The sequence below is a fragment of the Kitasatospora sp. NPDC090091 genome, assembly GCF_044747365.1.
Taxonomy (GTDB): domain Bacteria; phylum Actinomycetota; class Actinomycetes; order Streptomycetales; family Streptomycetaceae; genus Kitasatospora.
The window spans coordinates 1-1,122 of the sequence record NZ_JBIVDY010000067.1 but is presented as its reverse complement, the minus strand read 5'-3'; the positions used below and the strand labels follow the sequence as shown (position 1 = coordinate 1,122).

The 1,122-nt window shown below is 70.8% G+C and carries 1 protein-coding gene; it reads right to left on the bottom strand.

Annotated features, from left to right (window positions below):
- On the bottom strand, positions 1 to 1,122 hold a 1,122-nt coding region (locus tag ACIPSC_RS39055), incomplete at both ends, for an acyltransferase domain-containing protein (protein WP_400835187.1).

Here is a 1,122-nt window from a genome sequence, read left to right as displayed (position 1 = left end):
TCGCGGAGGTTGGTGTACCAGTACTCGGTGGTGAGTTCGCGGGTGTCGAGGACTCCGCCGGTGACGGTGGAGTAGAACGGGACGGTCGATGCCTGGGGTGTGATGTCGCCGAGGAGGGTGGCGAGTTCGTCCCGGAGTTCTTCGACGTGGGTGCTGTGGGAGGCGTAGTCGACGGGAATGGCGCGGGCGTGGATGCCGTCGCTTTCGCAGGTGGTGATGAAGTCGTGGAGCGCGGTGGCGTCGCCCGAGATGACGGTCGAGGCGGGGCCGTTGACGGCGGCGACGGACAGGCCCGGCCAGGCCTTCAGTCGTTCGGTGACCTGGTCGTGGGGCAGCGCCACGTGTCCCATGCCGCCCTTGCCGGTGATGCGGGTGATGGCCTGGCTGCGCAGGGCGGCGATGCGGGCCGCTTCGTCCAGAGACAGGGCGCCGGCGATGTGGGCGGCGGCGATCTCGCCCTGGCTGTGCCCGATCACCGCGGACGGTTCGACACCGTGTGCCTGCCAGAGGCGGGCGAGGGAGACCATGACGGCGAAGAGGACGGGTTGGACGACGTCCACCCGGTCCATCGACGCCGCCCCCGGCAGGCCGCGGAGGACGTCGGTGAGTCGCCAGTCGGTGTGGGGGGCGAGGGCGCGTTCGCAGGCTTCGATGTGCTCGCGGAAGACCGGGGTGGTGTCGAGGAGGTCGAGGGCCATGCCGGTCCATTGGGAGCCCTGGCCGGGGAAGACGAACACCGCCCGCCCGTCCGAACCGGCCCGGACCCCGCGCACCACGTTGGGTGTGTCCTGGCCGTCGGCGAGCGCCGCCAGCCCTGCCAACATGTCCCGGTGACTCGCTCCGAGGACGACGGCGCGGTGGTCGAATCGGGCGCGGCCGGTGGCCAGGGACCAGCCCACCTCGCCCAGCCCCACCGACTCGTCACCTCGTGCGGCGAGGAAGTCCCGCAACTGTCCGGCCTGTGCCCGCAGTGCCGTGTCCGTCTTGCCGGACAGTACCCATGGGACCGGGGCGGTGGTGATCAAGGGCTCGGCCGCTGTGGTGGTGGCGGCGGAGTCGACGTCTGGTGCCTGTTCGATGATGACGTGGGCGTTGGTGCCGCTGACGCCGAAGGAGGAGATG